This is a genomic window from Brachybacterium halotolerans, assembly GCF_016623465.1.
Classification (GTDB): Bacteria; Actinomycetota; Actinomycetes; order Actinomycetales; family Dermabacteraceae; genus Brachybacterium; species Brachybacterium halotolerans.
Map to the genome: position 1 here is coordinate 373,012 of NZ_JAEDAJ010000003.1, position 25,544 is coordinate 398,555.

Annotated in this window: 27 protein-coding genes and 2 tRNA genes; 17 read left to right on the forward strand and 12 right to left on the reverse strand. The window is 70.9% G+C overall.

All coding sequences use genetic code 11. The annotated features are described in order from the left end of the window. Complete coding sequence (locus I8D64_RS17775) at positions 1 to 762, forward strand: DUF3566 domain-containing protein (protein WP_200501993.1); 762 nt, start codon at positions 1 to 3, stop codon at positions 760 to 762. A gap of 298 nt (positions 763 to 1,060) precedes the next feature. Here the strand turns inward: I8D64_RS17775 and I8D64_RS08200 are convergent, their stop codons facing one another. After that, complete coding sequence (locus I8D64_RS08200) at positions 1,061 to 2,713, reverse strand: molybdopterin-dependent oxidoreductase (RefSeq protein ID WP_343068487.1); 1,653 nt, start codon at positions 2,711 to 2,713, stop codon at positions 1,061 to 1,063. 313 nt (positions 2,714 to 3,026) lie between these two features. Here I8D64_RS08200 and I8D64_RS08205 point away from each other — a divergent pair. From I8D64_RS08205 to I8D64_RS08215, 3 genes are all read left to right on the forward strand, one after another. Then, positions 3,027 to 3,100: transfer RNA gene (locus I8D64_RS08205), tRNA-Ile, on the forward strand. Between the two features lie 23 nt (positions 3,101 to 3,123). Beyond that, entirely contained in the window at positions 3,124 to 3,270 is a 147-nt protein-coding gene (locus I8D64_RS08210; RefSeq protein ID WP_193636328.1) for a DLW-39 family protein, read from the forward strand. A gap of 22 nt (positions 3,271 to 3,292) precedes the next feature. Beyond that, positions 3,293 to 3,368: transfer RNA gene (locus tag I8D64_RS08215), tRNA-Ala, on the forward strand. Positions 3,369 to 3,614: 246 nt separating this feature from the next. On the opposite strand, the gene I8D64_RS08220 is transcribed toward I8D64_RS08215, so the two are convergent. After that, on the reverse strand, positions 3,615 to 4,094 hold the full coding sequence (locus tag I8D64_RS08220; RefSeq protein WP_200501994.1) for a MarR family transcriptional regulator: 480 nt from the start codon (positions 4,092 to 4,094) through the stop codon (positions 3,615 to 3,617). A 57-nt stretch (positions 4,095 to 4,151) separates the two neighbouring features. On the opposite strand from I8D64_RS08220, the gene I8D64_RS08225 reads away from it, so the two are divergent. Then, positions 4,152 to 5,006 (forward strand): alpha/beta fold hydrolase, encoded by an 855-nt coding sequence (locus I8D64_RS08225; protein ID WP_200501995.1) that lies wholly within the window; start codon positions 4,152 to 4,154, stop codon positions 5,004 to 5,006. 77 nt (positions 5,007 to 5,083) lie between these two features. On the opposite strand, the gene I8D64_RS08230 is transcribed toward I8D64_RS08225, so the two are convergent. Further along, positions 5,084 to 6,028 carry a quinone oxidoreductase family protein gene (locus tag I8D64_RS08230; RefSeq protein WP_200501996.1) on the reverse strand — a complete coding sequence of 315 codons (945 nt, stop codon included), beginning with the start codon at positions 6,026 to 6,028 and terminating at the stop codon, positions 5,084 to 5,086. 71 nt (positions 6,029 to 6,099) lie between these two features. Here I8D64_RS08230 and I8D64_RS08235 point away from each other — a divergent pair, with 71 nt between their 5' ends. Beyond that, on the forward strand, positions 6,100 to 6,735 hold the full coding sequence (locus I8D64_RS08235; protein WP_200501997.1) for a TetR/AcrR family transcriptional regulator C-terminal domain-containing protein: 636 nt from the start codon (positions 6,100 to 6,102) through the stop codon (positions 6,733 to 6,735). 70 nt (positions 6,736 to 6,805) lie between these two features. On the opposite strand, the gene I8D64_RS08240 is transcribed toward I8D64_RS08235, so the two are convergent. Continuing rightward, positions 6,806 to 7,810, reverse strand: coding sequence for a LacI family DNA-binding transcriptional regulator (locus tag I8D64_RS08240; protein ID WP_200501998.1), 1,005 nt, complete (start codon positions 7,808 to 7,810; stop codon positions 6,806 to 6,808). Between the two features lie 438 nt (positions 7,811 to 8,248). On the opposite strand from I8D64_RS08240, the gene I8D64_RS08245 reads away from it, so the two are divergent. The 5 genes from I8D64_RS08245 to I8D64_RS08265 all read left to right on the forward strand — a co-directional run bounded on the left by I8D64_RS08245 (position 8,249) and on the right by I8D64_RS08265 (position 14,442). Further along, positions 8,249 to 9,289 carry an ABC transporter permease gene (locus I8D64_RS08245; protein ID WP_343068488.1) on the forward strand — a complete coding sequence of 347 codons (1,041 nt, stop codon included), beginning with the start codon at positions 8,249 to 8,251 and terminating at the stop codon, positions 9,287 to 9,289. After that, complete coding sequence (locus tag I8D64_RS08250) at positions 9,286 to 10,242, forward strand: carbohydrate ABC transporter permease (protein WP_246482850.1); 957 nt, start codon at positions 9,286 to 9,288, stop codon at positions 10,240 to 10,242. Before I8D64_RS08245 ends, I8D64_RS08250 begins: the two co-directional genes overlap by 4 nt. Before the next feature lie 83 nt (positions 10,243 to 10,325). After that, on the forward strand, positions 10,326 to 11,978 hold the full coding sequence (locus tag I8D64_RS08255; protein WP_200501999.1) for an extracellular solute-binding protein: 1,653 nt from the start codon (positions 10,326 to 10,328) through the stop codon (positions 11,976 to 11,978). Between the two features lie 4 nt (positions 11,979 to 11,982). After that, positions 11,983 to 13,254, forward strand: a complete 1,272-nt coding sequence (locus I8D64_RS08260) for a sulfatase-like hydrolase/transferase (RefSeq protein WP_200502000.1) — start codon at positions 11,983 to 11,985, stop codon at positions 13,252 to 13,254. 156 nt (positions 13,255 to 13,410) lie between these two features. Next, positions 13,411 to 14,442, forward strand: coding sequence for a DUF817 domain-containing protein (locus I8D64_RS08265; protein WP_200502001.1), 1,032 nt, complete (start codon positions 13,411 to 13,413; stop codon positions 14,440 to 14,442). Here the strand turns inward: I8D64_RS08265 and I8D64_RS08270 are convergent. Continuing rightward, on the reverse strand, positions 14,390 to 15,010 hold the full coding sequence (locus tag I8D64_RS08270; RefSeq protein WP_200502002.1) for a WHG domain-containing protein: 621 nt from the start codon (positions 15,008 to 15,010) through the stop codon (positions 14,390 to 14,392). The genes I8D64_RS08265 and I8D64_RS08270 overlap by 53 nt on opposite strands. A gap of 62 nt (positions 15,011 to 15,072) precedes the next feature. Here I8D64_RS08270 and I8D64_RS08275 point away from each other — a divergent pair, with 62 nt between their 5' ends. Then, complete coding sequence (locus I8D64_RS08275) at positions 15,073 to 15,960, forward strand: oxidoreductase (protein WP_200502003.1); 888 nt, start codon at positions 15,073 to 15,075, stop codon at positions 15,958 to 15,960. Positions 15,961 to 16,003: 43 nt separating this feature from the next. On the opposite strand, the gene fdxA is transcribed toward I8D64_RS08275, so the two are convergent. Next, the gene (gene fdxA, locus I8D64_RS08280) at positions 16,004 to 16,333 is read right to left on the reverse strand and encodes a ferredoxin (RefSeq protein ID WP_200502004.1); all 330 of its coding nucleotides are present in this window, start codon (positions 16,331 to 16,333) and stop codon (positions 16,004 to 16,006) included. Positions 16,334 to 16,468: 135 nt separating this feature from the next. Here fdxA and I8D64_RS08285 point away from each other — a divergent pair, with 135 nt between their 5' ends. Continuing rightward, entirely contained in the window at positions 16,469 to 16,828 is a 360-nt protein-coding gene (locus tag I8D64_RS08285) for a thioesterase family protein (RefSeq protein WP_200502005.1), read from the forward strand. Positions 16,829 to 16,948: 120 nt separating this feature from the next. Beyond that, entirely contained in the window at positions 16,949 to 17,575 is a 627-nt protein-coding gene (locus tag I8D64_RS08290) for a superoxide dismutase (RefSeq protein WP_200502006.1), read from the forward strand. A gap of 104 nt (positions 17,576 to 17,679) precedes the next feature. Here I8D64_RS08290 and I8D64_RS08295 read toward each other — a convergent pair whose 3' ends face one another. From I8D64_RS08295 to pdxS, 4 genes are all read right to left on the reverse strand, one after another. Continuing rightward, positions 17,680 to 18,249, reverse strand: a complete 570-nt coding sequence (locus I8D64_RS08295; protein WP_200502007.1) for a DUF1990 domain-containing protein — start codon at positions 18,247 to 18,249, stop codon at positions 17,680 to 17,682. After that, entirely contained in the window at positions 18,246 to 19,208 is a 963-nt protein-coding gene (locus I8D64_RS08300; RefSeq protein WP_214651123.1) for a TolB family protein, read from the reverse strand. The genes I8D64_RS08295 and I8D64_RS08300 overlap by 4 nt, the downstream gene beginning before the upstream one ends. 95 nt (positions 19,209 to 19,303) lie before the next feature. Continuing rightward, the gene (gene pdxT, locus I8D64_RS08305; RefSeq protein WP_343068491.1) at positions 19,304 to 20,011 is read right to left on the reverse strand and encodes a pyridoxal 5'-phosphate synthase glutaminase subunit PdxT; all 708 of its coding nucleotides are present in this window, start codon (positions 20,009 to 20,011) and stop codon (positions 19,304 to 19,306) included. Then, positions 20,008 to 20,943 (reverse strand): pyridoxal 5'-phosphate synthase lyase subunit PdxS, encoded by a 936-nt coding sequence (gene pdxS, locus I8D64_RS08310; RefSeq protein ID WP_200502008.1) that lies wholly within the window; start codon positions 20,941 to 20,943, stop codon positions 20,008 to 20,010. The genes pdxT and pdxS overlap by 4 nt, the downstream gene beginning before the upstream one ends. A gap of 277 nt (positions 20,944 to 21,220) precedes the next feature. Here pdxS and I8D64_RS08315 point away from each other — a divergent pair, with 277 nt between their 5' ends. Then, positions 21,221 to 22,558: an aminotransferase class I/II-fold pyridoxal phosphate-dependent enzyme gene (locus I8D64_RS08315; RefSeq protein ID WP_343068504.1), complete on the forward strand. Its 1,338-nt coding sequence runs from the start codon at positions 21,221 to 21,223 to the stop codon at positions 22,556 to 22,558. Between the two features lie 23 nt (positions 22,559 to 22,581). Here the strand turns inward: I8D64_RS08315 and I8D64_RS08320 are convergent, their stop codons facing one another. After that, positions 22,582 to 23,262: a GntR family transcriptional regulator gene (locus I8D64_RS08320; RefSeq protein ID WP_200502010.1), complete on the reverse strand. Its 681-nt coding sequence runs from the start codon at positions 23,260 to 23,262 to the stop codon at positions 22,582 to 22,584. A 318-nt stretch (positions 23,263 to 23,580) separates the two neighbouring features. Here I8D64_RS08320 and I8D64_RS08325 point away from each other — a divergent pair, with 318 nt between their 5' ends. Continuing rightward, complete coding sequence (locus I8D64_RS08325) at positions 23,581 to 23,784, forward strand: hypothetical protein (protein WP_200502011.1); 204 nt, start codon at positions 23,581 to 23,583, stop codon at positions 23,782 to 23,784. After that, a complete protein-coding gene (locus I8D64_RS08330; protein WP_200502012.1) occupies positions 23,766 to 24,275 on the forward strand; it encodes a tRNA-specific adenosine deaminase in 510 nt (169 codons plus the stop codon). The genes I8D64_RS08325 and I8D64_RS08330 overlap by 19 nt, the downstream gene beginning before the upstream one ends. Here I8D64_RS08330 and eno read toward each other — a convergent pair. Beyond that, complete coding sequence (gene eno / locus I8D64_RS08335) at positions 24,175 to 25,446, reverse strand: phosphopyruvate hydratase (RefSeq protein ID WP_200502013.1); 1,272 nt, start codon at positions 25,444 to 25,446, stop codon at positions 24,175 to 24,177. The genes I8D64_RS08330 and eno overlap by 101 nt on opposite strands. Between the last annotated feature and the right edge of the window lie 98 nt (positions 25,447 to 25,544).

Below are 25,544 nucleotides of genomic sequence, written 5' to 3' on the forward strand. Positions count from 1 at the left end.
GTGGCAAGCAGCAAGAACGGTTCGACGCCCGGCCGCCCGGGCGGCGCCGGCGGCACGGAGGGCGCGCCCACGGTCACGTTCACACCGACCGACGACGCTGAAGGGCCCGCGAAGGGCTCCTCGAGGACCTCCTCGAAGGGCACGTCGACCGGCTCGTCGACGACCGCGAGCTCCGCGGGCTCCGCGAACGGCGCCGGCGGCTCGAGGACCGGCGGCGCGAAGAACGGTGGCGCGAAGAACGCCGGCACCACCTCCGCGCAGCGGACCGGTGCCCAGCGCACGGGCTCCGCGACCTCCGCGTCGAGCGCGAACCCTCGCGGGACCGGCAGTGCGACCGGTGCGAACAAGGGCGCGAGCCGCTCCCCGGCGAAGGCGACGGCCAAGGCGCCCACGCGCTCCGGCGGCCCCCGCCGCATCCGCCTCACGCTCTCGCGGATCGACCCCTTCTCCGTCATGAAGATGTCGTTCCTGATCGCGATCGCCGTGGGCATCGCGACCGTGGTCGCCGTGGCCGTGCTGTGGAACCTCGTCGAGGTCATCGGCATCTGGGACAAGATCGACGAGATCGGCCGCGACCTCAACAACGACAAGCCGCTGCCCTTCATGGAGTACTTCAAGTTCTCCAAGATGATCAGCTACGCGACCATCGCCGCCGTCGTCGACATCGTCATCATCACGGCGCTCGGCACGCTCCTCGCGTTCCTCTACAACATCGTCGCCGCCCTGCTGGGCGGACTGAAGATGACCTTCACCGACGAGTGACGGCCGGCTGAGAGCGGGCGCGGCGGTCATCCCGCCGCGCGCCGATCTCTCCCGCGCACCTCTGCGAAGCGCCCGGTGCCGCCACGGCGGCGCCGGGCGCTTCTGCGTGCGTCGGGACACGCTGCGGCGGTGGGCCGCGTGCGAGCTCTCCAGGGCTCTGCTGCGTGTGCCGTGTCGGCCACCGGCGCCAGGGCGACATCACTGCCATATACGGCAGAGGGGTCCGGTATATGCCGGTGGGCGACAGGCCGGACCGGGGCGCCCCCTGTGGGCGACTGCGGCCCCCGCCCGGCCCGTCTCAGGCGACGGTGAAGCGGATGGTGTGCCAGCCGCTCGAGCCGTTCGGGGCGGGATCTGCGTGCTGCGAGGTCTGGAGCTCGCCCGTGCCGTCCGTCGCTCGCACGCGCGCCGTGTGCTTTCCGGGACGCGCGTCGGCCCAGCGCAGGGCCCACTGGGTCCAGGTGTCGGACGTGACCGCCGTGCCCAGCTCGGCGTCGAGCCAGTCCCCGTCGTCGATCTGCACCTGCACGGCGCGCACGCCGCGGTGCTGCGCCCATGCGGTCCCGCCGAGCATCACGGCGCCGTCCCCGTCGACCTCGAGGTCCTTGCCCTCGCGGGGGACGTCGATGCGCGAGGCGGTCTTGATGGGGCCGCGCTCCGACCAGCCCCGGGAGGTCCAGTACGCGGTCTGGTCGGCGAAGCGGGTGACCGTGAGCTCCGTGAGCCATTTGGTCGCCGAGACGTAGCCGTAGAGCCCGGGGACGACCATCCGCACCGGGTAGCCGTGCTCGGGCGGCAGCGGGGAGCCGTTCATGCCCACGGCGAGCAGCGAGTCGCGTCCGTCGGTGAGCGCCTCGAGCGGGGTCGAGGCGGTGAAGCCGTCGGTCGAGCGGGAGAGGACCATGTCGGCTCCGTCCTGCACGCCGGCGCGCTCGAGGAGCCGGGCGACGGGCACCCCGATCCACGTGGCGTTGCCCGCGAGATCGCCGCCCACGACATTGGAGACGCAGGTGAGCGTCACATGGGATTCGATCATGGGCTCGGCGAGAAGCTGAGAGAAATCGAGCTCGATCTCCTGGTCCACGAGGCCATGGATGCGCAGGCTCCAGCTCGTGGGGTCCACGCGGGGCACCGCGAGAGCAGTGTCGATGCGGTAGAAGTCGCCGTTCGGGGTGACGAACGGCGGCATCCCCGCGACGTCGACCTGTGCCCCGGCCGGGATCGGTGCCGCGCGCTTCCGAGGGGTGGGCAGCACGAACTGCGCAACCTTCCGGCTCAGATCGCGGCTGGTCGCGATGCCCTGCGCGCCCGCGGCGACGATGGCGGCGAGCACTCCCGTGCCCGCGATGAGCGCTCTGCGGGGTGGCGCGTCGGCAGGGGACGTCGGAGCGGCAGGGGAGGGCGCGGTGGCAGGGGCGGGCTTGTCCCGCCCGCCGTGCCCGTGGGCCGACGGGGATGGACCGGACCTGCTGAGCAGCGCGCGCAAGATCACCACCGCGAGAACCGTGCCGACGAGGGTCGGCACCACGTCGGCCGCGGAGTTCTGGGCCCGCGTGAACACGAAGACGCCGGCGGCGGCGCCGAGCAGTGCGAGCAGGACGGCCGCCGCCCGCGGATGTCTCGCGCCGAGCACCCCGATCAGTCCCGTCACCACGGCGTACACGAGCAGCATCGAGATGTCGAGCACGAGCTTGTCGCGCGTGCCGAACAGCCCGATGACCAGGTCCTTCAACCAGGCTGGGACCACGTCGACGAAGGCTCCGCCCACCGCGATCAGCGGGGCCGACGAGGAGCTGAAGGCGAGGGAGCACAGCCCGGACAGGGCGAGCAGGACCAGGCCCGACGCGATCCCGGCAAGGGCCGACCACCACGGGATGCCGCGCGGACGGCGCGGCGCGGCCGGCCGTCGCGGATCCCGTCCCGTGCTCGGCCGCGAGTGCAGATCGACCACGATGCGGCGCTCCTTCCCGACCGGGCGGCATCGGCGGTCGACGGGACGCGCGGTCGACACGAGTCTGCTCCTGTGTGCGAAGGACGTCGACACCTGTGACGAAGCCGTAAGGGATGGGGCGCGGGTGAGGCGGGACCAGAGGGCGCGTGCTCGAGCTCCGGCTCACGGCCCGGTCGGGACGCCCCGCTCAGGGACTGCCCGGTCAGAGGCCTGTGATGTCCGGTACAGGGCCACCGTCGGGTTGGACGCGGAAGCACACGCTTCGCTACAGTTGAGCGTCGGTGCGGCCCGGTGATCCGGATCCGCAGCACACGGGCCTATAGCTCAGTCGGTTAGAGCGCTGTCCTGATAAGACAGAGGTCACTGGTTCAAGTCCAGTTAGGCCCACTCCCACGCTTTCGGAGGTTCCGATGAAGAAGCTGCTCACGTACTCCGCGGTCCTCGTCTCCAGCGCCGTCGCAGGCATCCTGGTGTGGCGCAAGGTCGAGGCGGACAAGCTCGAGAACGATCTCTGGGCCGAGGCCGAGAAGATCAGCGAGCAGCAGTCGAAGTCCTGAGCCCATCCGAGAGCTCGAATACGGGGACTTAGCTCAGTTGGTAGAGCGGTAGCTTTGCAAGCTTCAGGTCAGGGGTTCGATCCCCCTAGTCTCCACCAGGCATGACGGACAGAGGCCCCCTCCACTTGGAGGGGGCCTCTTCCACGCCCGACGACGCGTGCGGCTCCCTCGAGGGATCATGGGCGCGAACGGCGACTCGCACGCGGGCTTGAATCGTGGTCGACCTGGAGCGGGCTGGTGACTGCACCCGCATGCGCTTCTCGCGGGAGACCCCGGGGCGCGTGGTCCTCTCGGGCCGGTGAGCGGCGACGCGCCGCCGCAGCCACGCGCTGCCTGCCAGCTCCTCAGCAGGAGGACGAGGACCGCTCGTCGATCTGCTCGAGGGCGAGCCGCATCTGGTGCAGGACCCGCAGCGTCGCGTCGATCTCCGCCTCCGTAATCCCCCCGCCCACACGGGCCATCAGCGCGTGCTCGCGCGCCGCCACGGCGGCGATGGCCTCCTCGCCGGCCCCGGTCAGGTGCACGAGGGACGAGCGGCGATGCGCGGGGTTCTCGCGGAGCTCGACGAAGCCGACCGCGGCAGCGTCGTTGACCATCCGCTGGACGAACTGTCGGCTCAGGTCCTGGGCGCGGGCGAGCTGGGGGACCGTGCGATCCCCACCGCGGCGCAGCTGGTCCAGCACGTTGCGCACTCCCATGGACATGCCCATGTCCGTCTCGCTGCGCTCCACGATCCGCGCGACCGTGCGGTACACCGGTCCGATCGCGACGTAGACCTCGGCGAGGCGATCTGCGAGGGCATCGGGTTCCAGGGGTGTGCTCACCCCAGAAGTATGACACCTGGGTTGTCATCGTAGTGCCAATATGACAACCTGGTTGTCATGAACCCGACGACGCGCCGGCTCGTGCTCGCTGACCAGACCATCGCCCATCTCGACATCCCGCCGTCCTCTCCGGAGACCGGAGGGAGGGATCCCCTGGTCCTCCTGCACGGCGGGGCCGTGGACCACCGGATGTGGGGCCCGCAGCTCGGAGCGTTCCCCGATCGTCGACTCATCGTGCCCGATGCCCGGGGGCACGGAGGGTCCTCCGACGCCGAGGGCCCCTACCGGCTGGCCGACGACGTCGTCGCGCTGCTCGACGCTCTCGACATCGAGCGTGCGGTGCTCGTGGGGATCTCCATGGGCGGGGGCACCGCGGTCGACGTCGCGCTCGAGCATCCCGGGCGGGCCTCCGCGCTGGTGGTGAGCGGCACGGGGACGAGCGAGCCGACCTTCACCGATCCCTGGTGCCTCGACGTCTTCCAGAGGTGGCAGGCGGCGGAGGCTGCGGGCGATCTCGAGACATGGATCGCCGTGTTCAGCGAGTTCACGGCCGGGCCGCAGCGCGGGAGGTCCGACGTGGATCCCGCAGTGGTCGACCTCGTGGAGACCATGGCTCGCGAAACGGTGGCCCACCACCTGCGGGTCGACGCGAACGGCACCCCGATCGCGCCGATCCCGTTCAGCCCGGTCACCGGGACCTGGGAGCGCGTGGGGCGGATCGAGATTCCCGTCCTCGCCCTGTGCGGGGCGCTGGACGGCACCGATCACCGGGCGATGGGGGAGCGGCTCGCCGCGTCGGTGCCTGAGGGGGAGTACGTGGAGATCCCCGGCGTCGCCCACTATCCGAACCTCGAGCGCCCGGACCGGTTCGATGTCGCCGTGGCGGAGTTCCTCGCGACCAGAGGCGTCTGAGATCGGGTGCCGGTGTTCGAGCGGCATCGGGGACTCGTGACGGCTCGGAACACCGACGACGCGATGTCGGGCCCCTCTCAGTCGGGCACCACCACCGCACGGTCCCGCCCGGCGTGCTGCCAGGCCTCGGCCACCCGCGCGAGGGGATACGACGTGTAGGGGATCTGCAGCGTGCCGTCGGCGATCAGGTGCATCAGGCCGGGCAGCCGTGCCATCAGCTTCTGCGTGTCCACCGAGCCCGCTCCGCTGCCGCTGAGGGAGATGCGCCGGCTGCGAAGGAGGCTTGCGGGAAGGGACGCGTCGGCTCCTGCGAGGCTTCCGATCTGGACGTAGGAGATCTGCGCGGCATCGTCCCCGAGTCCGCGTCGCCCGAGAGCGGCGAAGGTCGCCTCCGCGACGGGGCCCCAGACGTAGTCGAGCACGAGGGACGGCGTGGAGCGGGCGACCTCCGCGGCGAGCGGCTCCGGAGAGTGCCCGGTCGCCGCGGGACGCGCACCGAGCGAGGCGAGCTCGGCCAGGGACTGCTCGTCACGTCCGGCGGCGATCACGCTCGTCGCTCCGAGGGCGAGGGCGGACTGCACGGCGGCGCGCCCTGCCATGCCGGTGGCGCCGAGGACGAGCACGGTGCCCAGCTCACCGTGCGTCTCGCGGTGGTCCACCAAAGGGAGGTAGCCCGACATGGCCGGGTTCATCCCCGCGGCGATCGCGAGGGGATCGGCGCCGGAGGGGAGCGGGAGCCCGAAGGACGTGGCCATGGAGGTGGCCATGGTGCCCCAGGGAGCCCGCGAGAAACCCGTGTACACGAGGGAGCCGTCGGCACGGCGCGCGACGGCGTCGATCCCGGGCACGAGCGGGTAGCGGTTCGTGCTCCCGTAATGGCGACCGGACGCGATCGAGCGCACGACCTGATGGATGCCGGCACCCACCAGGGTCATCAGCTCCTCGCCCTGCTGGGGCTCGGGGTCGGCGAAGTCGGTGGCCGTGGGGAGGCTGTCGGGTGTGGTGACGACGGCTGCGCGCATGGGACGCTCCTCTGCCTTAACTAAGTTCAGTGACGCGAACAGGTTGCTTTAACTTTGTTAAGGTGTCAAGCATGGCGAAGGGGATCACCAGGCAGCGCATCGTGGAGGCGGCCCTCGAGGTGCTCGACGAGAAGGGGGCGGACGCGGTCACCGTGCGCGCGGTCGCCTCCCGGCTCGACGTCAGGGCGCCCGCTCTCTACTGGCACGTGAGAGGCAAGCAGGAGCTTCTCGACGAGATGGGGACCGAGATCCAGCGGCGGGTGATGGCGGCCTCCGCTCCCCGGGCCGGGGCGAGCCCCCAGGAGTCGCTCGGCGACTACGCGCGGGCTCTGCGTCGCGAGTACCTGCTGCACCGCGACGGCGCCCGCACCTTCAGCGGCACCCGGCTCACCGACCCCGACGTGCTGCGCGCACAGGAACCGTGGCTCGAGGCGTGGACGGCCGACGGGGTCCCGCTCGAGACGGCCGTCGACGCCGCAGAGCTCGTGACCGCCTTCGTGGTCGGCTTCGTCATCGAGGAGCAGGAGCGCGCGCAGTCCGCGCAGGAGGATCCCGAGCGCTACGACGCCGAGTCCCGGGACGCGTTCATCGGGGAGGGCGCTCCCCTCGTGCGCCGCACGGGGCACCTGCGGGCCGATCCTCACGAGCGGTTCGAGACCCAGCTGGCGATGGTGCTCGCGGGCGTCGCGACGAGGCTGGGGGAGTGAGGGCGGATCGCGCCGGTGGAGGAGGCCCGCAGGCTGCGGGTGACAGCACGTCCTCGTGGGCAGTGCCCGATCAGCGGGGCGTCGGGCCTGTTGAGCCTCGCCAGAGGATCTCGTTCAGGGGCGCCTCGTCGTCCGGCGGGTCCTCGTTGCGCAGCGATGCCGTCAGCCGGCGCATGAGATTGCGCCCCAGCTGCCGGTGGTCCGTGTCGACCGTGGTCAGCGAGGGCCGCATGTTCGCGCCCAGGACGTGGTTGTCCCAGCCCGTGACGCTGAGATCCCCGGGGACCGACCAGCCGCGCTCCGAGGCCGCTTCCAGGACGCCCGCGGCAGTGGGGTCGCACGCCGTGATGATCGCCGTCGGCCGATCGTCGTCGTCGAGAGCGCTGACCGCCTCGCGCCCCGCCTGCGCCGTCCAGGCCCCCTCGTGCACACGCGCCGGTCCCAGGCCGAGCCGTTCGATCGTCGCGACGAAGAGCCGCTTCCGCTCGCGAGCGGAGTGGAAGCGCAGTTCGCCCGTGACGTGGAGGAATCGGCGATGCCCGAGCTCTGCGAGACGCTCGATCATCTCCGCGATCGGACTCGCGTCGGCGAGCTCTCCGATCGAGCGCGAGCCCTCGTCGTAGTCGTCGGCGATCACGACGGCGGCTCTGCTCGGTGAGGCGCTCCGTGTCTCCGGGGGAAGCGGGATCAGCGCGAGCACGCCGTCGACATCGCCGGACTCCGCGATCTCCCGCACGCGGTCCGCACGGTCCTCGAGGTCGCCGCTCTCGCTGACCACCTGCACCGCGTACCCCTGCTCGTTGGCGGCGAGGACGGCACCGCCCAGCGCCATCGCGAGACCCTGGTGGATCATCGGGGGGAGCACCACGGCCACGCGCTGGTTGCGCTGCGTGCGCATGGAGCGAGCCGCCAGATTGGGGCGGTAGCCGAGCTCGCGGACCGATGCCGCGACGCGCGCCCGCGTCTCGGGGCGCATGCGCGGGTCCCCGTTGATGAATCGCGACACCGTCTGGTGGGAGACCCCGGCGCGCGCGGCGACCTGCCAGATGGTCGCCCTGCCCGTCAGCCCCGACATCTCAATCCTCTTCTCCCGATCCCGGCGTCGCGTCCCCGCTCGGGTCCTCTCCTCGTGTGCGCGTCGCACCCGCTTTTCGGCCGTGCGACGCCCCGGTCGACCGTGACCACGGCCTCTGCACCTGCATCTTCCCGCGTGCCGACGGCGCACGCGAGTCGGGCCCCAGCCGTGGACGACGTGGCAACCGGCGGCAAGCGCATTGCCCCCTTGTCAGGTGATACCGCACCCTCTAACGTGGGAATCAAGTGATCGATCACTTGGACGGAGTCGTCCCCCTGATCCTCGCGCCCGGTCTCCCGGATCCCCCACGCCGAGACCTGCTCATCCCAATGCCCCGGGTGAGATCCCAGCCGTTCGGTAACCGCTTTCTCACCCGTCAGATCCCATTCCCGCTCACCGCCCACGGACGGTGGACGGCCTGCAGAAGGGAGGGCCCTCGTGACCCTCGAACAGACGTCAAGCACCCAGAACCTGAGCCCTCCGCCCGCGGACCGGACGGCCGGGTCGACCGGTCCCGAGGAGGCACCCGCCGCGTCCCGTGGCTCGTGCCGACGTCTCCGCCGTCGCCGGCTGCCCTGGTACAAGCGCATGTGGCGCGACCGCACCGTGCTGCTGCTCGCACTCCCGGGCATCGCCGTCATCGTCACGTTCCACTACCTGGCGCTCGGCGGGAACGTCATCGCCTTCCAGGACTATCAGCCGTACCTCGGCATCGGGAAGAGCCTGTGGGTGGGCTTCGAGAACTTCTCGATCCTGTTCAACGGGGATCCGGAGTTCCTCAACGCCCTGAAGAACACCCTGATCATCACCCTGCTCCAGACGGTGTTCGTGTTCCCGGCCCCGATCCTGCTGGCCCTGACCCTGCACAGCCTCGTGTCGAACAAGATCCGCCAGGCCGTGCAGTCCGTCCTCTACCTCCCGCACTTCCTCTCGTGGGTGATCGTGGTGGCGCTGTTCCAGCAGATGCTGGGCGGAGCAGGACTGCTCAACAACTTCCTCCAGGACCACGGCTGGAAGGCGCTGGACATCATCGGCAACGCCGACGTCTTCTACGCGCTCCTCACCTCGCAGGTCATCTGGAAGGACACCGGCTGGGCGACGATCCTGTTCCTCGCCGTGCTCGCCGGCATCGACAAGTCCCTCTACGAGGCCGCCTCGGTCGACGGTGCCTCGCGCTGGCGTCAGACCTGGCACGTGACCCTGCCGGGCATGCGGCCGATCATCATCATGCTGTTCATCCTCAAGCTCGGCGACTCACTCTCCGTCGGATTCGAGCAGCTGATCCTCCAGCAGGACGCCGTGGGCACCGGCGTCGCCCAGGTCCTGGACACGTACGTCTACAACAACGGCGTCGTCGGCGGGTACTGGGGAGTCGCGGCGGCCGTCGGCCTGGTCAAGGGGATCGTCGGACTGATCCTCGTGCTCGGCGCCAACAAGATCGCGCACATGTTCGGCGAGGAAGGCGTGTACAAGGCATGAGCACCGCACAGAGCACCCGCCCCACCGCGGCACCCGCACCGGAGGCCCCGAAGCGGAGGCGTCGTCGGCGCATGATCGACGGCATCCCGACGCCCGGGCCGGTCGAGTCGGTCATCAAGGGCATCGTCCTCCTGATCTGCTGCGCGGCGGTGGTCGTCCCCTTCATCGGGGTCGTCTCCACGTCGATCGCCACCCCCGAGCAGGTCACCGACGCGGGCGGCTTCGTGCTGCTCCCCAAGGGGCTCGACTTCGACTCGTACCGACTGATCTTCGCGGGCGGCGTGGTCACCCGCGCCCTCGGGGTCTCGATCTTCGTGACCGTGGTCGGCACGGCGATCAGCCTCGCCCTCACCGCATCCCTGGGCTGGGCGCTCAGCCGCCGGGGCACCTTCGGCAACCGGCCCCTGCTGCTGATCGTGCTCATCAGCCTGCTGTTCGGGCCCGGCATCATCCCCGGGTACCTGGTCGTGCAGCAGCTGGGGCTGCTCGACACGCTCTGGGCGCTCATCATCCCCACCTGCGTCTCCGCCTTCAACGTGGTGGTCGTGCGCTCCTTCTTCGTGCAGCTGCCCCAGGAGATCCTCGACTCCGCGAAGGTGGACGGAGCCGGCGAGCTGCAGCTGTTCCTGCGGATCGGGCTGCCGCTGTCCAAGGCCGTGTTCGCCGTGGTCGGCCTGTTCTACGCCGTCGGCTACTGGAACTCGTTCTTCAACGCCCTGCTGTACCTCAACGACAACAGCAAGTGGCCGCTGCAGATGGTCCTGCGCACCTACGTGGTGCAGGGGACCCAGCTCGGCAGCCAGGACATCGGCATCGACGGCGCCTCTCTGCCTCCGCAGATCTCCCTGCAGATGGCGATCCTCGTGGTCTCCGTGCTGCCGGTGCTGATCGTCTACCCCTTCCTCCAGCGCCACTTCGCCAAGGGCATGCTCACCGGCGCGGTCAAGGGATGAGCCCCGCAGCGGCCGACCCCGCACTCACCTGAGGTCTCCCGACCAGTCCCGACCAGTCCGCACACTCGATGAGGAGTCAGACCATGGACAGCACCACGCACAACCCCACCGGATCCGCCGCACGAGGCCTCTCCCGACGCGCCTTCGGCGTCGGCGCACTCGGAGCGGGCGCCCTCGGCGCTCTCACCGTCGCCGGATGCAGCAACGAGGGCCGCGGCAGCGCGGCCGTCGGCGACAACTCGGACGCCGTGTTCCCGAGCCACATCCCCTACAAGGGCATCGAATTCGACCTGCCCGGTGAGAACGGGGTCAGCGACGCCATGCTGACCTATCCGGAGAAGCCCGAGAAGGTCACGGAGGGCACCCCCGGCGACGGGAAGGACTTCGGGGTGTTCGCCCTGACGAACAACCCCGCACCGCCGGCGATGGACAAGAACAAGTACTGGCAGGAGCTCAACAAGCGCCTGGGCTGCACGATGAAGGTGACCGTGGTCCCCACGGGAGACTTCGCGGACCGGTTCCAGACGACGCTGGCCGGCGACAAGCTGCCGGAGATCTTCACCTTCTTCCCGGGCGACGTGCCGAGCCTTCCCGCGATGCTCTCCGCGAAGGCCGCGGACCTCACCGACCTGCTGTCCGGCGACGCCGTCAAGAAGTACCCGTTCCTGGCGAACATCTCCACCGAGACCTGGCAGGCCTGCGTCTACGGCGGGAAGATCTTCGCCATTCCGATCCCCCGCGGAGGCATGCAGTCCATCGTCATGTACACGCGGAAGGACTTCCTCGCGGACAAGGGCGTGGAGGTGACCTCCGATTCCCTGGAGGACTTCACCGACGCGTGCCGCGAGCTCACCGGCGGCAAGCAATGGGCTCTCGGCGGCGCACCCACCCAGTTCGTGCGCGAGATGTTTGAGATCCCCAACGGCTGGTCCGAGGCCGACGGCAAGCTGACCAGTGCGAACGAGCACGAACGGCAGGAGGATGCCCTCGAGGCGGTGCGCGCGATGGTCAAGGACGGACTGCTCCATCCGGATGCCTTCACGGCGGACGGCCCGAAGCAGAAGACCTGGGTCATCAACGGCACCACGCCGCTGCTGCAGGGGACGCTCACCGCCTGGGCCGACTTCCAGAACTACCCCCTCCCCGACGGGTTCCGACTGAACGTCCTCCAGCCGCCCAAGGCCGACGGCGGGGGAACGGCACCGATCTGGCACGGTCCGACCTCGCAGAACATCACTGCGATCAGCAAGAAGGCCGAGGACCGGGCCGAGGCGCTGCTGGACGTCCTCAACTACTTCGCGGCCCCGTTCGGCAGCGAGGAGTACACCTTCAAGATGTTCGGCATCGAAGGGGTGGACCACGAGCTCAAGGGAACCGACCCCGTGCTGACGGAGAAGGGCCGCAACGAGACCCAGCTGGCCCTGCGGTACGTCGGCCAGGGGCCGTGGGTGAACTTCACCCCCGGCGCGCCCGAGGTGACCAAGGACCAGCACGCGGCGGAGGCCGCCTCGATCCCGAACGCCGTGAAGAACCCGACGACCGGCCTCTACTCCGAGACGCAGTCGCGCAAGGGCAAGCAGATCGGCAGCGCCCTGGGCGACATCGAGAGCGACATCATCCAGGGGCGCAAGCCCGTGAGCGCGTGGGCCGATGCCGTGGCGACCTGGAAGAAGAACGGCGGGGACGCCATGAAGGACGAGTACGAGAAGGCCCTCGCCGAAGCCGCTGAAGGATGATCCCGTGAGACCGAACATCATCTATCTGAACTCCCACGACACGGGGCGCTGGATCAGCCCGTACGGGTACGCCGCGCCCACCCCGCGGATGCAGCGATTCGCCGAGCAGGGAATCGTCTTCCGGCATGCCTTCTCCGCGTCGCCGACGTGCTCCCCGAGCCGAGCGGCGCTGCTCACCGGGCGCTGGCCGCACGAGGTCGGGATGCTGGGTCTCAGCCATCGGGGCTTCTCCCTCACCGATCCCACGGAGCATCTGAGTCACGTCCTGGGCAGATCGGGCTATCGCACGGCCCTCGCGGGCGTGCAGCACGTCTCCGAGGACCCGGCCCTCCTCGGATTCGACGAGATCCTGCCGGTCGACAGCCACTCGGCCGTCGACGTGGGGCCGGTCGCGGCCCAGTTCGTGTCGGGTGAGCACGAGGAGCCGTTCTACCTCGAGATCGGCTTCATCGAGACCCACCGGCGCTTCCCGGAGCCGGGGCCGCAGGACGACGCCCGCTATCTGCGGGCGCCGGCGCACCTGCCGGACTCGCCGGAGACCCGCGAGGACATGGCGGGATATTCGGCGAGCGTGCGGCGTCTCGACGACGCGGTGGGCGCGGTGCTGGACGCGGTCGATCGCGCCGGGATCGCCGATCACACGCTCGTCGTGTGCACGACGGACCACGGCCCAGCGTTCCCGGGGATGAAATGCACGCTCACCGACGGCGGCCTCGGAGTCATGCTGATGATGCGCGGACCGGGCATCCGCTCCGGCACCGTGAGCGACGCGCTGGTCAGCCAGTTGGACCTGTTCCCCACCCTCTGCGAGTTCGCGGAGGTGCCCGCCCCCGAGGGGCTGCGCGGCACGTCGCTGGCGCCCGTTCTCGAGGACGAGGAGGCCACGCTGCACGACGCCGTCCATGCCGAGCTCACCTACCACGTGGACTACGAGCCGCAGCGTTCCGTGCGCACCGAGCGCTTCGCATACGTCCGCGCGTTCCGAGCGCTCGACCACAGGATCCTCGAGCACACCGATGCGGGACCCAGCAAGGACTACCTCGTGGATCGGGGATGGGGCGACCTGGCGCCGGAGACGGAGATGCTCTTCGATCTCCAGCTCGACCCGGCCGAAACCCGCAATCTCGTCGACGACCCCGCCTACGGGGACGTCCTGGTCGAGATGAGAGCACGCGTGGAGACCTGGATGCGCGAGACAGACGACCCCCTCGTGCGCGGGCCGATCTCTCCGCCCCCCGGAGCGAACGTCATCGGAGGCCCGCCCCGCGCCGGGTGACGGCGAAGCACGGTGCTCTGCATCCCCGTGGACGGCAGCGCCGGTGGCCGGCGCGCGGCCTAGCACACAGGATCTCCCCAGGGGCGACGCGATTCCTCTCCCCGACCTGCGTCGTTCCCACGCCCGTGGCACGGAGGATCTTCCTAGCCTTTCCGCATGGGGGACGACATCCGTGAACAGCGCGCCCGGTCCGACGCTCGCTCGCGCACCTTCACCCCGCTCGAGCAGCGGATCGATGCCTGGGCGCACCGGCGTACGCGCGCGCTCGCCGAGAACGCCGGTCCGTGGCGGCTGCGCGCCCTCGAGCTCGTGGTCTTCACGCTCAAGCAGGCGTGGGCGTGCGTGTTCGGCGCCTCGATGCTCGCCCTTCTCGTGCTCGCGCGGCTGCTGTACCCCGAGGGTGCGCCGCTCGCGCGGGCGGATGCCCTGGTGATTGCCGCGCTCGCGCTGCAGGTCGTCATGCTCGCGCTGCGCCTGGAGACCCTGCGCGAGATGGGCACGATCGTGCTGTTCCATGTCGCGGGCACGGCGATGGAGGTGTTCAAGACCCACGTCGGCTCGTGGGAGTACGAGGGCGAGGGCCTGCTGCGCATCGGCGCTGTCCCGCTGTACACGGGGTTCATGTACGCCGCCGTCGGCTCGTACATGGTGCGCGTGATGCGGCTGTTCGATCTGCGGTTCACGCGCTACCCGCCGCGATGGGCGACGGCGCTGCTCGCGGCGGCGATCTACGCGAACTTCTTCACCCACCACTTCCTGCCCGACGCCCGCTGGGTGCTGCTCGTGCTGGTGGGGCTACTGTTCGGCAGGTGCATGATGAGCTTTCGCAACCACCGCGGCGGCGCCTGGCATCGCATGCCGGTGCTCGCGGCCTTCGCCGGCACCGCGTTCTTCCTGTGGGTCGCGGAGAACGTCGGGACCGCCGCCGGCGCCTGGATCTACCCGCACCAGCAGGCGGGATGGGAGCCGGTGCCGCTGACGAAGATGGTGGCCTGGCTGCTGCTGATGATGATCTCGGTGGTGCTGGTGACGCTCGTGCACCCGCCGCAGCGTCCCGACTCCCGTGCACGGGAGCGAGCAGGTCCCGAGCCCGCGTCCGTGCCTGTGCCCGTGCCCGTACCCGCGGAAGCGACCCTCAGCGCTGATCGGCGACCGGCGCGGGTCCCGCCGCCTGCAGGAACTGGCTGACGGCGATGTCCGTCAGACCCTCGAGCTGCGCGGCGGGCACGAAGCTTCCGTTGATCATCGTGGCGATGCCGTGCAGGGATGCGAAGAGCACGGTCGCGCTCCCCGTCAGATCTTCACGGGTCAGGGTGTTCTCGCGCTGTCCCTGCTCGATCAGGTCGGAGAGCAGCGAGAACGGCGCCTCGGCGGCCTCGAGGATGGCCTCACCGCCCGGCCGGTGCTTGCTCGTGTACATGAGGTCGAGCAGAGAGGCGTTCTCGGTGGCGAAGCGCGTGTAGGTCGAGGCGACCGCTCGCATGCGCGAGGAGGAGTCCGCCGCCGCGTCGTCGACCGCGGCACGCAGCCTCTCGTCCAGGCGGGCGAAGCCCGAGATCGCGAGCGCGTCCAGCAGGGCCTGGCGATCCGCGAAGTGCCGGCGGGGCGCCGCGTGGCTGACGCCGATCTCGCGTGCGAGATCACGCAGGGCGATGCCATCGGCGCCGTGCTCGGCGAGCCTGCGCTCGGCCGCCTCGAGCAGTGCCGTGCGGAGGTTCCCGTGGTGGTACGGACGGACGTCGGCGGAGGGGGTCACCGTCCCAGCATAGGGCGATCTAGCCATTGACTACTATGTTGTCGGTGTCTACGGTGTTGCCCATGACTACATTCACGAGTTCCAGCGTGCCCGACCAGAGCGGCCGCACCATCGTCGTCACCGGCGCGAACAGCGGGATCGGCAGGGCGGCCGCACGGGTGCTGGCCTCCCGCGGCGCCCATGTCATCCTCGCCGTGCGCTCGGTCGAGAAGGGCGAGAGCGCCGTGTCGACGATGGCGGGCGACGTGGAGGTGCGTCGGCTGGATCTCGCCGATCTCGACTCCGTGCGCGAGTTCACTCAGGCCGCCCCGGAGTCCATCGACGTCCTGATCAACAACGCGGGGGTGATGGTGCCTCCGTTCTCCCGCACCGCCCAGGGCTTCGAGCTGCAGATGGGCACCAACCACTTCGGGCACTTCGCCCTCACCAACCTGCTGCTCGACCGGATCCGGGACCGCGTGGTGACGGTGTCATCGGTGGGCCACCGCATGGGGCGCATCGATTTCGACGACCTGGAATGGACGCGTCGCCGCTACCGCCCGATGGCGGCGTACGGGCAGTCCAAGCTCGCGAACCTGCTGTTCACCGCGGAGCTGCAGCGTCGACTGAGCGCCGCCGGATCCCCCGTGATCGCCGTCGCGGCGCACCCCGGCGTGTCGTCGACGAACCTGATGCGCAGCAGCGGAGCCCACCCGAGGGGCGAGAGGCTCCGGAGCGCAGCCTTCCGCGTGCTCCTGCAGAGTGAGGACGCGGGTGCCCTGCCCTCGCTCTACGCCGCGGTGAGCGACATTCCGGGGAACAGCTATGCGGGCCCCAGCCGTCTCATGGAGAGCAGGGGCGCACCGGTGCTCGTGGGACGTTCGCGCCGGGCGCGGGACCCCGAGGTCGCGCGCCGACTCTGGGTCGCCTCGGAGCAGCTCACGGGGGTCCGCTTCCCGTCGCTGCCGTGACGTCGACGTCGGCGTCAGGGCCCGGACGCCGACGAGCGGACGCTCACTCCAGAGGATTCTCCTGCGGGGGCAGCGCCTCGATGAGCGGGTGGTCCTTGTCGATGACACCGGTCTTCGCGGCACCGCCGGGGGCGCCGAGCTCGTCGAAGAACTCGACGTTGGCGTTGTAGTAGTCGGCCCACTCGTCGGGCAGATCGTCCTCGTAGAAGATGGCCTCGACGGGGCAGACGGGCTCGCAGGCGCCGCAGTCCACGCACTCGTCGGGCTGGATGTACAGCGACCGATTCCCCTCGTAGATGCAGTCCACGGGGCATTCGTCCACGCAGGCGCGATCCTTCACGTCCACGCAGGGCAGGGCGATCACATAGGTCACGCTCGCGGCTCCTTCCTCGCTCGCTCCTCGCTCGTCGCGGGCGATCCCGCATCCCTCGACGGTAGAACCTCACGCGCGCTTGAGGTCAATCCGCGGTGATAGCGTCGTCCGCCCCTGCTCAGGAGAGGCGCCCGCATGACCTCGTACGACGTGACCGAGAACGACACCGCACAGGCGCTCGGGAGCGGGGACGTCCCCGTGCTCGCGACGCCCCGACTGCTCGCCTGGATGGAGGCCGAGACCGTCCGCGCGGCCTCCGCGCACCTCGATGAGGGACGCACGAGCGTGGGCACGGCCGTGCGGATCGTGCACGCGGTGCCGACGCCCGTGGGCGGGACGGTCGAGATCACGGCCGAGGGGCCCGCCGACCCGGCGCAGCGCACCTGGATCTTCACCGTCCGGGCGACCGATGCCCGCGGCCGGATCGTGGGTGAAGGCGAGATCGACCGCGCCCCCGTCGACCGCGAGCGCTTCCTGGAGCGCCTCGCCCGGTGACGCACCGGGTCTGACGCCGCGCGCCCAGTCCCGTGCCCTGAGCCCCCGGCCCTTGACCTCACGTGCACTTGAAGTCCTACCGTCGAAGGCGTCCTATCAGCGACAGGAGAGGAATCCACGATGGCGGAGTACACGCTTCCCGATCTCGATTATGACTACGCGGCGCTGGAGCCCCATATCTCGGGCCGGATCATGGAGCTGCACCATGACAAGCACCATGCGACGTACGTGAAGGGCGCGAACACGGCGCTGGACAAGCTGGCGGCGGCGCGCGAGGCGAACGATTTCGGTGCGATCAACCAGCTGTCGAAGGATCTGGCGTTCAACCTGGGTGGTCACACGAACCACTCGATCTTCTGGAAGAACCTCTCGCCGGAGGGTGGGGACAAGCCCACGGGTGAGCTGGCGTCCGCGATCGATGAGTTCTTCGGGTCGTTCGATGCGTTCCAGGCGCAGTTCACGGCGGCGGCCCTGGGGATCCAGGGGTCGGGCTGGGCGATCCTGGCGTATGAGCCGATCGCGGGGAACCTGGTGATCGAGCAGTTCTACGATCAGCAGAACGGGATCCCGGTCGCGACGGTGCCGCTGTTCCAGCTGGACATGTGGGAGCACGCGTTCTACCTGGATTACCAGAACGTGAAGGCTGATTATGTGAAGGCGATCTGGAACATCGTGAACTGGGCGGATGTCCAGGCGCGGTTCGAGAACGCGCGCAGCACGAAGGGCCTGGTCAACCCCGGCGCCTGAGCGCCACGACCCACCTGACCCGCTGACCCCCGCGGAGCACCGCTGAGGGTCCGCGTGTGATCGGCCGACGGCCGGTCCCTCCATGCGAGGGGCCGGCCGTCTCGTCATCCCTCGTCCAGAGCCCGCAGGTACCGGCGCGTGATGCGCTCCTGGACGATCCGCGCGAGCGGGGCTCCGGCCCTGACCAGAGGAGAGCCGGGCCGCGAGTATCCGGAGATCCTCAGCCGCAGCGCGCCGTCGGCCGCTCGGACGACCTCGAAGCGCTCGATCCCGGCCTCCGGATGCCCGGGGAGCGTGCCGTAGGTGAGACCGCGGCGGTCGGGCTCCTCGAAGACCTGGAGGACGCGGCACGGTGCGCGGACGCCGAGCGGCCCGACGCCGAGGCGCAGCTCGATGACGTCGCCGGGGTGCGCGGCGCCCTCCCGATCGGGGCCGGGGTCGACGGCGACCTCGAGGCCTGCACGCGTGTGCATCCGCCACGGGAGCAGGTCCTGGACGGCGCCGTCCAGATCGCGCCGGGCCAGCGGCGCAGTGTGCTCGATCCTGCGGAAGCCGGGCGGGACCACGTCCGGTGCTGCGGCATCCCACGGCGCCGTGACCTCGGCGTTCCGCAGCTGCGCCGCCCGGTGAGGTGCCAGCGGGACCACTCCGCGCCTGCAGGGGCGTCGGCTCATGTGGCCGGTTCGTCGGGCAGCGGGGCGTCCGGGAACGGGTAGTCGACGAAGGCGAAGGCCGAGCCGTCGGGCGCCCAGCTGGGGACATTGATCGTGCCCTGGCCGCCGTCGAGGGCGAGCAGTGTCGTCGGCCTCGTCCAGTCGTCGACGTCGACCATGCGCAGCTCGACGGGGCGGTCCGCGGGGTGCCCGACCGTGCCGGGCGGGAAGCTCAGGTAGACGGCGACGTCGCCGGTGGGGGCGATGTGCGGGAACCAGTTCACGCGCTCGTCGAAGGTCAGCTGCTCGATGCCGGTGCCGTCGGGCCGCACCCGGGCGAGCTGCGCGTGGCCCGGCGTCGTCGAGAACTGCTCGGTGTTCAGCAGGATCCAGGAGCCGTCGGGCGTCCATTCGCAGCCGTCGGCCGGACCGGGATCGGTGGTGACGCTCCGGTCGTCAGAGCCGTCGGCGCGGATCGTGTGGATCAGGGCCCGCGACCAGGCGTCCTCGCCGCTGAGCTCGATGCGCACGTAGCCGAGCAGAGCCCCGTCGGGGCTCACGCCGTGCAGGAAGTGCCAGACGCCGTCCTCGCTGGTCGCCCGGCGGATCGGGGAGCCGTCGAAGGGGACGTGCCAGATGTGGTGGTCGCTCGCGGAGGCGAAGACTCCGGTGCCGTCCGGGGCGAGCACGTGGTCGTTGTTCACGGGCGGCAGGCCGGGCGCGTCGACCCGCTGAGGGTCCTGCGAGCCGTCGGACGGGAGGGTCCACAGCGCGCCCTCGGCGTTCACGAGCAGCTGCCCGTCGGCCCGCCAATTCGGCGCCTCGAAGAGGCGCTCGGAGGAGACGTGGACCGTCCGGATCGCGCCGCTGCCACGCTCCCACACGCGGATCCGGGAGACCTGACCCGCGGCGAGCGTGCGCCACGGGACGTTCGACGGGGCGGGCGACGGCACGGTCGACGAGGTGGGTGGCGTGCTCATCTTCGGGCTCCTTCGCAACGGCGGACGACGGCCTCCTCTTACCTCGCGGCACCCGATGGGGCGGCGACGGCGGGAACAGGACCGAGGTACTCAGGCTATCCGCGCGCGCACGGCATGTCCCGGGCCGTCCGTTCCATCGCGGTGTCGTCGGTCCGCCGTCGTGCGGCCTCGACCAGCTGGCGATGGAAGCGGTCCTCGCCGGTGACCTCCGGGTGGAAGGCCAGGCCGATGCGGTCGCCCTGGCGCACCCCGACCACGCGGCCGTCGGGCAGGGACGCGAGCACCTCGACAGCGGCGTCCCTCCCCGCCGTGCCCCCGCCGAGCTCCTCGACGAGCGGAGCGCGGATGAAGGCGCTGAGCACGGGCGGCCCATCGAACGCGGGCGTGACCAGGGCGGTCTCGAAGGAGTCGGTCTGGGTGCCGAAGGCGTTGCGGCGCACCAGCACGTCGAGGCCGCCGAGCGTCTCCTGGCCCGGTGCGGCATCGAGGATCCGGTCGGCGAGCAGGATGAGACCCGCGCAGGTGCCGAGCACCGGGAGACCCTCGCGGATGCGATCGCGCAGCGGGTCGCGCAGGCCCGTGAGCCGGGAGAGGCGGTCGATGACGCTGGACTCGCCGCCCGGCAGCACGAGCGCGTCCAGACCCTCGAGATCCGCCGGCCGGCGCACGCGCACCACGTGGGCGCCCAGGCCCCGCAGCACGGCCTCGTGCTCGCGCACGTCGCCCTGCAGGGCGAGGACCCCGACACGCACCTCGGCGCGGTCGCTCTCCTCGCGCGCTCCATCGGCCGCCTCGGGGCTCACCAGCCGCGCTCGGCCAGGCGGTGGGGCGCGGGGAGGTCCGCGACGCTGATGCCGACCATGGCCTTGCCGAGCCCGCGCGAGACGTCGGCGACCACGGCGGGGTCGTCGTGGAAGGTCGTCGCCTGCACGATCGCCGCGGCGCGCTTCGCGGGGTCGCCGGAGGTGAAGATGCCCGAGCCGACGAAGACGCCGTCGGCCCCGAGCTGCATCATCATCGCGGCGTCGGCCGGGGTGGCGATGCCGCCGGCGGTGAAGAGGACGACGGGCAGTGTCCCGGTCGCCGCGACCTCCGCGACCAGCGGATACGGGGCCTGCAGCTCCTTCGCGGCGACGTAGAGCTCCTCCTCGGTCAGGGAGGCGAGGCGGCGGATCTCGGCGCGGATGGTGCGGATGTGGCGGGTCGCCTCGGAGACGTCGCCGGTGCCGGCCTCGCCCTTGGAGCGGATCATCGCGGCGCCCTCGGCGATGCGCCGCAGTGCCTCGCCGAGGTTCGTCGCCCCGCACACGAACGGCACGGTGAAGTCCTGCTTGGCGATGTGGTGGGCGTGGTCGGCGGGGGAGAGGACCTCGGACTCGTCCACGTAGTCCACGCCCAGCTCCTGCAGGATCTGCGCCTCGACGAAGTGTCCGATGCGGGCCTTCGCCATCACGGGGATCGTGACGGCCTGCTGGATCTGCTCGATGAGCTGCGGGTCGCTCATGCGGGCGACGCCTCCCTGAGCGCGGATGTCGGCGGGCACGCGCTCCAGGGCCATCACCGCCACGGCGCCCGCGTCCTGCGCGATCCTCGCCTGCTCGGCGTCGACGACGTCCATGATCACGCCGCCCTTGAGCATCTCGGCGAGTCCGCGCTTGACGCGGACGGTGCCCGCGGCGGGCTCCTGCGCGGCGTCGGCGCTGGTGGCAGGGGTGGTGGATGCGGGTGCGCTCATGGCGTCTCCTCGGGGTGCACGGGTGCGAGCGTGGATGGGTGAAGCGGGGGTGTGCGGTGGCGGTTCCCCGCGGCGAGTAATGGTGCGCGGCCGTGGGAACTATGACCTAGGCCAAAAAGTAGCACGGCCCGGGCCGTATTTCGAGGGTCGTTCGGCCGACGGTCCGCCGCCTAGACTGCCGAGCGTGGACGACGGCGAGCAGCAGACGGTGAACGCGCAGGACAGCGCCCCCACCACCGCGTCGACCGCTGCGTCGAGCGCCGCGCCCACCGTCGGCATCACCGGATCCACCGCCCTCGAGATCGCGGACAGCGTGCGCGGGCTCGTCGAGCGCGGCGTGCTGGGCGCCGGCGACCCGCTCCCGCCCGTCCGCACCCTGGCCGAGCAGGTGGGGGTCAACCGCAACACCGCCGTCGCCGCCTATCGCCGGCTGTCGCGTGCAGGCATCGTGGTCGCCCAGGGCCGTGCCGGCACCCGCATCGCGGGGCGTGCCCGCATCCCCCAGGAGGGCGCCGCACCGGCGGGCCCGCTGCGCGACGTCGCGAGCGGCAACCCGGCCCCGCGCTTCATCCCCGATCCCTCCCGGGCGCTGCGCGCGGTCACCGGCCGACCGGTGCTGTACGGCGAGCCCGTGGTCGACGCCGGTCTCGAGGCGTGGGCGCGCCAGTGGATGGAACCGGATGTCCCCTCGACCCGGCACATCACCGTCACCGGCGGCGCCGTCGATGCGATCGAGCGTCTCCTCGCCCAGGTCCTCGAGCGCGACGACGCCGTGGGCCTCGAGGACCCCTGCTTCCTCGCGAGCATCCAGACCGTGCGCCTGGGCGGCTACCGGCCCGTCGGCATCCCCGTCGACGACGAGGGCATGACCGTCGATGGCCTGACGGCCGCGCTCGAGGCGGGTGTCCGTGCGATCGTCTGCACCCCGCGCGCCCAGAACCCCACCGGGGCCTCGCTCAGCGCGCGCCGCGCCGAGCAGCTGCGCACGGTGCTGGCCCACCACCCGTTCGTACTTGTCATCGAGGACGACTACTACTCGATGCTCGCCCGCGGCCCGTTCCGCTCGATCGTCGGTCCAGGGCACGAGCGCTGGGCCCTGGTCCGCTCGGTCTCGAAGTTCCTGGGACCCGATCTGTGCCTCGCGCTGGTCGCCTCCGACGAGCGCACCGCCTCCCGCCTCGCCCTGCGCCTGAGCCCCGGCACCACCTGGGTCAGCCACCTCCTGCAGCGCATCGCGCACGCCCTCCTCTCCGACGAGGACTCCCGCGCCCTCATCGACTGCGCCGCCGCCCACTACGCCGATCGCAGTACCCGGATGCGCGAGCTCCTGCGAGCTCGCGATCTCGAGGTCGCGGAGCAGGACGGGATGAGTCTGTGGGTGGGGTGCGGGGTCGATGCCCGAGCGGTCTCCGAGCGTCTGATGCGCCGCGGATGGCTCGTGCGTACCGGCGCCGAGTTCGACCTCGGGGCCGACGACGGGCCGACGGCCCCTCGCGCCGGAGCGTCGGCCGACCAGCACCTGCGCATCACCGTGCACGACCTCGACGATGAGGAGGCGCAGGCGTTCGCCGCCGACCTGAGCGCCTCCGTGGGCGAGGTGCGCGAGCGGGCCTGACCTGCGCTGACGTTCGCGACGGGTCAGGTGCGGGGCTCGTCCTCGGTCCGTGCGGCCTCGGCGATCGTGGCCTCGCGCAGCAGCTGCAGACGGGCCTCGCGGTCGGCCTCGTGGCGTGAGCGGGCGATCGCGCGCGCTGCCGCCGCATCCCGGTCGCCGATGGCCCGCAGCATCTCGGTGCGGGAGGCCAGGGAGTCCTCCCAGCGCCCCTGCACCTCGAGCAGCGCGCTCGCTCCGGGTGCCAGGTGGACCGCCAGGGCCTCCAGCAGCTCGCTGAGCACCGGGTTCTGCGCGGCGGTCCACAGCGCCCGATGGGCGGCGAGGTCGCGGCGGGCGAGCTCGGCGGGGTCGTAGTCCTCGAGTGCGCGGTCGCGGTCCAGGAGCGCCTCGAGCCGCAGCACGTCCTGCACGGTGCGGTGCACGGCGGCATCGCCGGCGATCTGCTCCTCGAGCGGGATGCGCGCGTCGTGCGCCTGCAGGATCACCTGGGGGTCCACCCCGCGCACGGCGAGACCGCGCGCCGCGCGCACGGCCAGCCCCGCCTGCTCGAGCCGCGACAGAGCATCGCGCACAGGCGTGCGCGAGACCTCGAAACGGCTGGCCAGAGCCGTTTCACGCAGGGGAGCGCCGGGGGCGAGTTCGCCCTCGAGGATCTCGCTGCGCAGCGTCGTGAACACGCTCTCGCGGTCGTTCCTGGTGGCCATGTCGGTGCCTCTCGTGGATCGCGGGGGAGGGGGTGTGTGCGGATGCGATGCAGTCATGACGCACGGATGCAAGGAGTGTATCCTAAGCATGTACAAACACCGTCAGAAGATCTCCAGGCGATACATCAAGATGCCAATGGACGCAGAACAGAACGAAAGGATACATAGAACACGAGCATTCGGGCGAGCAGTGGATGGATCTCGTGCAGCACCTGATCCGAACCCGCTCGACGCGCGCCCCGGCCTCGTACGATGAGCCCACGTCACAGCAGGAGGGAGTCCGGTGGGCGAACCCCTCCGCCTCGAGAGGAGCACGCGATGGGCCTGCTCACGACGCTGCATGTGGAGCTCCCGGGATGGCTCGTCGACCGTCTCGAGGAGCTGCCGGCCGTGCTCCCCACGCTCGAGGAGCGGATGGACGTGGCCGATGAGCTGGCCGATCTCACCTGGCGCTCGGGCGACGGGGCCCGTTCGCCGCACTCGTGGTCGAGGAGGACGGGACCGTGCTGTCCGTGGGCGTGAACCTCGTGCCCCGCACCGGGCTCAGCGCTCTGCACGCCGAGGTCACCGCGCTCTCCCTCGCCCAGCAGCGGATGGGCGGCTGGGACCTCGGTGCGGGCGGCGCGAGTCGCCAGCTCGTCGTCAATGCCCGCCCCTGCGTGCAGTGCTTCGGCGCCGTGCTGTGGAGCGGCGTGCGCTCACTGGTGATCGGAGCCGACGGTCCCGAGGTCGAGGAGGCCACAGGATTCGACGAGGGCCCGATGGTCGCCGACTGGATGGAGCAGCTCTCCGCCCGCGGGATCGACGTGACTGCCGGCGTGCGCCATGCGCAGGCGCTTCAGGTCCTGCGCGACTTCGGCGCCTCGGACTCCCTCGTCTACTACCCTCGCGGGGGGAGCTCCTCCGGGTGGCTCAGCTCAGCCCGTAGGGCAGCTCGGGATGAGCGAGAGCGATGCCCATCAGCCGGTTGTACTTCGCCACCCGCTCACCGCGGGCCGGCGCCCCGGCCTTGATCTGGCCCACGCCGGTGCCGACGGCGAGATCCGCGATGAAGTCGTCCCAGGTCTCGCCCGAACGGTGGGAGATCATGCAGGCCATCGAGGCCTCACGAGCGGTGCGGATCGCCGCGAGGGTCTGGGAGATCGTGCCGATCTGGTTGGGCTTGATGAGCACCGCGTCGGAGAGTCCGCGCGCCGCACCGTCACGGATCCGCACGGGGTCGGTGACGTAGAGGTCGTCGCCCACCAGCTGAACGCGTCCTCCCAGTTCACGGGCCTGGACCCGCCACCCCTCGAGGTCGTCCTCCGCGAAGCCGTCCTCGAGGCTGCGGATCGGGTAGTCCCCGAGCAGCCGCGTGTAGAGGTTCGCGAGCTGCTCACGATCCATGTCCCGGCCCGCGACACGATAGAGGCCGCCCCCGCGATGGAACCCGTTGGCCGCGGGATCCAGGGCGATCGCCATCTCCTCCCGCCCGGGCACGAGGCCCGCGCGTTCCATCGCCTCCATGAGCAGGTCGAGCGCCTCCCGGGGATCAGCGAGCGCCGGAGCGAAGCCGCCCTCGTCGCCGAGGCCCGCCGTCCCGTACCGCTCGCGCACCAGGGCACCGAGGGCGTGATGCGCCTCAGCGCCCATCGCGACCGCCTCGGCCTCGTCCCGCGCGCCGACGGGCGCGATCATGAACTCCTGGAGGTCCAGGTCGTTCGCGGCATGCGCGCCGCCGTTCAGCACGTTGAAGTGGGGAACCGGGAGCAGAGGGGCGCTCCCGGTGTGCGCGGCGAACCACTCCCACAGCTCCATGCCGGCGGCGTGGGCGAAGCCCCTCGCGAGCACCATCGAGACCGCGACGACGGCATTCGCGCCCAGGCTCGCGTACCCCTGGGTGGAGTCGAGCTCGGCCATCGCGGCGTCGGCGTCCTCGAGCGACGACCAGGCGGTGCCCACGAGCAGCTCCGCGAGGTGAACGTCGACGCTGCGCACGGCGCCGTCGACCCCCTTGCCGGAGAAGGCCGGGCCGCCGTCGCGCAGCTCGACCGCCTCGTGGGCGCCGGTAGAGGCGCCTGCGGGCGAGGCCGCGCGCAGCACCCCGCCGTCGGCCGTCGTGGCCGTGACCTCGACGGTCGGGAAGCCGCGCGAGTCGAGGATCGGCCGGGCGCGCAGGGAGGTGAGGACGAGATCGCTGGTCATGGTGTGCTCCTCGGGTGGGTTCAGTTCGATGAGGTGGGTTCGGTTCGGTTCGAGTCGGTCGGGTCGGGTAGGGCGAGGTCAGATCGGGACGGGCAGGT

What these genes read in the sequence shown, in the direction of transcription:
- pdxS (WP_200502008.1), bottom strand. Translation starts at nt 20,943, where the DNA reads ATGAGCGCACCCGCATCCACCACCCCTGCCACCAGCGCCGACGCCGCG.
- I8D64_RS08275 (WP_200502003.1), top strand. Translation starts at nt 15,073, where the DNA reads ATGACTACATTCACGAGTTCCAGCGTGCCCGACCAGAGCGGCCGCACC.
- I8D64_RS08240 (WP_200501998.1), bottom strand. Translation starts at nt 7,810, where the DNA reads ATGTCGGGGCTGACGGGCAGGGCGACCATCTGGCAGGTCGCCGCGCGC.
- I8D64_RS08255 (WP_200501999.1), top strand. Translation starts at nt 10,326, where the DNA reads ATGGACAGCACCACGCACAACCCCACCGGATCCGCCGCACGAGGCCTC.
- I8D64_RS08325 (WP_200502011.1), top strand. Translation starts at nt 23,581, where the DNA reads ATGGGCCTGCTCACGACGCTGCATGTGGAGCTCCCGGGATGGCTCGTC.
- I8D64_RS08250 (WP_246482850.1), top strand. Translation starts at nt 9,286, where the DNA reads ATGAGCACCGCACAGAGCACCCGCCCCACCGCGGCACCCGCACCGGAG.
- I8D64_RS08225 (WP_200501995.1), top strand. Translation starts at nt 4,152, where the DNA reads ATGAACCCGACGACGCGCCGGCTCGTGCTCGCTGACCAGACCATCGCC.
- I8D64_RS08235 (WP_200501997.1), top strand. Translation starts at nt 6,100, where the DNA reads ATGGCGAAGGGGATCACCAGGCAGCGCATCGTGGAGGCGGCCCTCGAG.
- I8D64_RS08290 (WP_200502006.1), top strand. Translation starts at nt 16,949, where the DNA reads ATGGCGGAGTACACGCTTCCCGATCTCGATTATGACTACGCGGCGCTG.
- I8D64_RS08295 (WP_200502007.1), bottom strand. Translation starts at nt 18,249, where the DNA reads ATGAGCCGACGCCCCTGCAGGCGCGGAGTGGTCCCGCTGGCACCTCAC.
- I8D64_RS08210 (WP_193636328.1), top strand. Translation starts at nt 3,124, where the DNA reads ATGAAGAAGCTGCTCACGTACTCCGCGGTCCTCGTCTCCAGCGCCGTC.
- I8D64_RS08320 (WP_200502010.1), bottom strand. Translation starts at nt 23,262, where the DNA reads ATGGCCACCAGGAACGACCGCGAGAGCGTGTTCACGACGCTGCGCAGC.
- I8D64_RS08300 (WP_214651123.1), bottom strand. Translation starts at nt 19,208, where the DNA reads ATGAGCACGCCACCCACCTCGTCGACCGTGCCGTCGCCCGCCCCGTCG.
- I8D64_RS08285 (WP_200502005.1), top strand. Translation starts at nt 16,469, where the DNA reads ATGACCTCGTACGACGTGACCGAGAACGACACCGCACAGGCGCTCGGG.
- I8D64_RS08265 (WP_200502001.1), top strand. Translation starts at nt 13,411, where the DNA reads ATGGGGGACGACATCCGTGAACAGCGCGCCCGGTCCGACGCTCGCTCG.
- eno (WP_200502013.1), bottom strand. Translation starts at nt 25,446, where the DNA reads ATGACCAGCGATCTCGTCCTCACCTCCCTGCGCGCCCGGCCGATCCTC.
- I8D64_RS08230 (WP_200501996.1), bottom strand. Translation starts at nt 6,028, where the DNA reads ATGCGCGCAGCCGTCGTCACCACACCCGACAGCCTCCCCACGGCCACC.